The 3,934-nt window shown below is 62.9% G+C and carries 5 protein-coding genes; 3 read left to right on the plus strand and 2 right to left on the minus strand.

Annotation, left to right across the window (positions count from 1 at the left end; all coding sequences use genetic code 11):
• On the minus strand, positions 1–987 hold a 987-nt coding region (locus VBE63_RS25600), incomplete at its 3' end, for a DUF4236 domain-containing protein (protein ID WP_323685829.1).
• Positions 984–1,277 (minus strand): integration host factor subunit beta, encoded by a 294-nt coding sequence (locus tag VBE63_RS25605; RefSeq protein WP_323685830.1) that lies wholly within the window; start codon positions 1,275–1,277, stop codon positions 984–986. The genes VBE63_RS25600 and VBE63_RS25605, both read right to left, overlap by 4 nt.
• Positions 1,278–1,377: 100 nt before the next feature.
• Here VBE63_RS25605 and VBE63_RS25610 point away from each other — a divergent pair, with 100 nt between their 5' ends.
• From VBE63_RS25610 to VBE63_RS25620, 3 genes are all read left to right on the plus strand, one after another.
• Positions 1,378–1,638, plus strand: a complete 261-nt coding sequence (locus VBE63_RS25610) for a hypothetical protein (RefSeq protein WP_323685831.1) — start codon at positions 1,378–1,380, stop codon at positions 1,636–1,638.
• Positions 1,639–1,742: 104 nt separating this feature from the next.
• Positions 1,743–2,123, plus strand: a complete 381-nt coding sequence (locus VBE63_RS25615; RefSeq protein ID WP_323685832.1) for a hypothetical protein — start codon at positions 1,743–1,745, stop codon at positions 2,121–2,123.
• A 94-nt stretch (positions 2,124–2,217) separates the two neighbouring features.
• A complete protein-coding gene (locus tag VBE63_RS25620; protein ID WP_323685833.1) occupies positions 2,218–3,006 on the plus strand; it encodes a ProQ/FINO family protein in 789 nt (262 codons plus the stop codon).
• Positions 3,007–3,934 lie beyond the last annotated feature (928 nt).

Here is a 3,934-nt window from a genome sequence, read left to right on the forward strand (position 1 = left end):
ATCACCGCGCCGCCCCACCGCCGCATAGGCCAGCGCCCGCTCATAGCGGATCTGGCGCAACAGCTCCACGGGCCGATCCTTTTTGCGCCGATAGGCCTGGGTCAGGGTGCTCACCGCCACCTCATCCAGGCCCAGTGCCCGCAACGCGCGCGCTTTGTAGAGCAACAGCGCAGCATGCACCGGCGTCTCGTTCTCCAGCCCTGCACTCAGTTGCAACACCTGATCGGCGTTCGCGCGCGGGACCGGCTCAACCTCGAGCAGCAGCTCGGCCAGGGCCGCCTTGAACACTACATCGTCTGGGGTCTCGGCCAGGATCAGGCGCAGGTGCTCGGCCGCCAGCGCCGGCTGCTCACGCAACTGATGCAGCTCGGCCAGGGCCAGCCGGGTACCACGCTCGCGCGGGGCGATGTGGGCGGTGACCTCGGGGGTGATCGAGAAGCTGGTGGTGGCGTTGACCTGGTACTTGGCGTAGAGCTGCCCCAAGCGGTCTTGCCGCTGCAGGGCGCTGTGCAGCAGCGCATGCGCGGCCTCGAGGTCGCGGCGCTTGAGTCGTAGCAGGCCGGCGGTCCAGGCGGCATCGGGCTGCTCGGCGGCCGTCTCCAGCTGGGCCAGGGCCTCGGTCTCGTCGCCCTCGTGCAGGGCGCGCAGTCCGGCGATGAAGGCTTGCTCATCGGCCGGGGTGATCAGGTGCTGGAAGAAGCCGAGCGTGAGTCGGTCCTTGACCGCAACCGGCAAGGGCGCCGGTGGCAGGCTGCGAGTGCGCTCGGTGTGAGTGCGGCGGCCGCGGTCAGACGCTCTCACCCGTCCGGGGTTCTGCACACTATAGAAGAGGCCGGTGCCGGGCAGCCCGACGGTGGCCCAGGTGCCGTTGGGGCCGATGGTGTACTTGGCGCCGCGCGGTCCCACGGAGAGCGAAGCGCCGGATTTGCTCAGGTTCAGGCTCACGCCCGGGAAGAGCTGAACACGGCGCCAGAAGCGAAAGCTCATGAGGGCGATTTACCCGCATCCACCCGCTCGCGCAGGTCTTTACCCGGCTTGAAATGCACCCGATGCCGGGCCGGTAGCATCACGGATTCCCCAGTCTTCGGGTTGCGGCCCAGGCGAGGCGCATACTCGCGCAGGACGAAGGCACCAAATCCGCGCACCTCGATACGCTCCCCAGCAGCGAGGGTCTCGCGCATCAGGTCGATCAGCGTCTTCGCGGCCATCTCGACGTCCTCGGGGGCGAGGTGCGTCGGATGCTGGGTCAGCTTGGCGATGAGTTCTGAGCGGGTCATGGTGATGGACAAGGCAGGAAAAGCGAGACAGGATAAGGCCTCATCATAGCGCGATCAGGACCCCATTGATCCGACAGCCAGGCTCTGGACGGGGCGCGGGATGCGCGGGTTCCGGGGCCGATCAGGAGGTAGCGGTACGACGACGCACAGCCTGTTCAACAGTGCCGGTGATCCAGCCGGCCTCGAGCAACTGATCCACCAAGCCTTTGCCGAGGCGGCCTTTGCGCCGAGTGACGATGCCCGCGCGCAAGCCTTCGTCGCCTCGCTCTCAACACGGTTGCTGATGCAGGGCGATCTCCAGCTGGGCAATGCGATCGGCACCCTGATTGGTCTGCGCCGCCTGGAGGCGGATGAACTTTAAGCTGAGATCCGCGCCATCGCCACCAACAGGGTGCAAGACGATGGCCAACAGGCACCAACGACCCCATCACACCAACCGCTGAAGACGATCGCCCATCCACCCGCATGGCACTGCGCAAGAAGCCGACCAAAAAATACTCCGCGACCTTCCTCGACTTTGCAAAGCCCTTGTTTGAGCGCATGGGCATCGAGCCGAATAGTCAGGAAGGGCAATCGTTGCTGAAGACCTGCTGGACGGTCTGGAATGCCGTGGTGTTTGCCGATGTTGGCGGCCAGCCCCAGTACCTAGAGAAGATCCGCGATCCGGAAAGCGTTCATCCTGCAACCCGCGTCATCGTCGATTGGCTGGTCGAGCGCAAGCGGACTCGTTTCAAGACCACGAACTGGTTGGTGGGCGACTGCAGTCTCCGGCAGGTCCGGGGTGACTGGCGACTGCGGATTGAGGCCCGAGCGGAGCCGACGCCCGCCGAACCCCGTCTGCGCTGAGCCCGTTGTCGCCAGTCTCGTTCACGGCGAGGTCGCCAATCCCCGCCACCCAGCAACCGAGCCCTCGTTCACCAAACGCCATGACCCGAGAGCGATGACCAACCCTGAACCGACAGCCCCCAACACCGATTCGCAACAGACCGCATCGACGTTACAGGCGGCACTCCCCGATGGCCTTGAGCCCTTCGACCTGCTCAAGCACTTCCCGGCCTGTTTCGATGTCGCCAATCCGAAGCCGGTCAAGATCAAGATTAACAAGGACATGTTCGAGCCGCTCGCGGCCGAGTTGATCCGTGCCGAAGGCACCAACAAGCATCAACGAAGCGTTGCGAAACAGCTCCTGCGCAACTTGATCAACAGAGCGCTCGCCGACTACTGCAACCTGCCGGCCTATCTCGAAGCCACCGTCGAAGGCGCACCCCGTTTAGCGATCGACGGCACCCCCTGCGGTCAGGTTAGCGCCCACCAAGCCGCGTATGCCGCGGCCGTGCTGCGGGGAGAGATCCCACCGCAGAAGCCGTGGACGGTGAAGCCCCCAAAACCCCCTGCGCCCAACATTCCCAAAGACGCCCCACTGACGGAGGATGCCATCGTGCCCGGTCGCCTCGAACTCACCCTGAAGTTTAACCAGTTGCCCAAGGCGGTCCAGATCAAGGACGGCATGAAGATCGGCATCCAGACCGACAACGCCCTGGTGATCGCCACGCTGCGCCCGAAGGCCTGGAAGAAACTCACCAAGGCGAATAGCGACTGGCCGCAATGGGTCGCTGCCCTGAGCGGCACGCTCGGTGCTCAGGTGCCGACCGACCAAGGGCCAGCGATCCTGCTGCAGGATCCGAATCTGCAGGTGTTCGAGAAGAAGCCCAAGCCAGCGCTAGATTGAGTCACCGCCGGCACCAGCCTCCTCGCCACACAGCCTGTCGTGCACCACCGCCCGCCTTGATCACGCCACCCGCGCCCGATAGTGCCATGACCACTGCCGCCCCTGCGTAGTAGCCCTGTGACCTACGCGCCCGCCTGTCGCCGGCCAAGGATGAACTGCTGGCGATCGAACTCATCCGCGCGTCGGTCGAGTGCTGCGACATCCAGCCACGACTCGGCAAGCTTGAACGGCTCAGCGCAGATCGGGTCAGCGCCTGACAGAAGGGGGCAGGCTGGCCTTCTCCTTCGGCGGCGGGGACCGTGATCCGCGCGTATTCCGGCCAATCGTGACCGCTGATTCCGATCGATTGTCGGTGTGTTTCCGGAATGCCTGGTCATGCTCACGGAATGGCCGATCACGGCGATGATGCACAGCGGCACATCATTGCAAAGCCTGGCTGTTCTGTTGGCGCCAGGTCGGTGATCGGCGGCTGGCCAGAAGGCGGCTAAGGCATCGGTTACAGATAAGTACCGCGCTGCAACTCTCTCGCGACCGGCAACGCCTCGTTTGTGCCAGGCCGTCTGAATGCTGTCACCAAGTACGACTCATAATGGTCCTGAGTAGGGAACTGAGTTCCCTAGATTGGCAGCTGAAGTAGAGAACTGAGTTCCCTAGATGGCAGCTGAAGTAGAGAACTGAGTTCCCTAGATGGCGACTGAAGTAGGGAACTGAGTTCCCTAGATTGGCAGCTGAAGTAGAGAACTGATTTCCCTAGATGGCAGCTGAAGTAGGGAACTGAGTTCCCTAGATGGCGGCTGAAGTAAGGAACTGAGTTCCTAAGTAAACTCCTGTATTGACAAGCTAGATTTGCGCTTATTATTCCTATTGGTGATGGCGATTTTTTTATCTAAGTCATTGACAATAAATGTGAAATCTCCTTAATCATGCG

The sequence above is a fragment of the Lamprobacter sp. genome (assembly GCF_034860625.1).
In the GTDB taxonomy this organism is placed as follows: domain Bacteria; phylum Pseudomonadota; class Gammaproteobacteria; order Chromatiales; family Chromatiaceae; genus Lamprobacter.

Bases quoted from the DNA above. Each gene is read 5' to 3' on its own strand.
- VBE63_RS25610 (WP_323685831.1), top strand. From the start codon at position 1,378: ATGCGCGGGTTCCGGGGCCGATCAGGAGGTAGCGGTACGACGACGCAC.
- VBE63_RS25605 (WP_323685830.1), bottom strand. From the start codon at position 1,277: ATGACCCGCTCAGAACTCATCGCCAAGCTGACCCAGCATCCGACGCAC.
- VBE63_RS25620 (WP_323685833.1), top strand. From the start codon at position 2,218: ATGACCAACCCTGAACCGACAGCCCCCAACACCGATTCGCAACAGACC.
- VBE63_RS25615 (WP_323685832.1), top strand. From the start codon at position 1,743: ATGGCACTGCGCAAGAAGCCGACCAAAAAATACTCCGCGACCTTCCTC.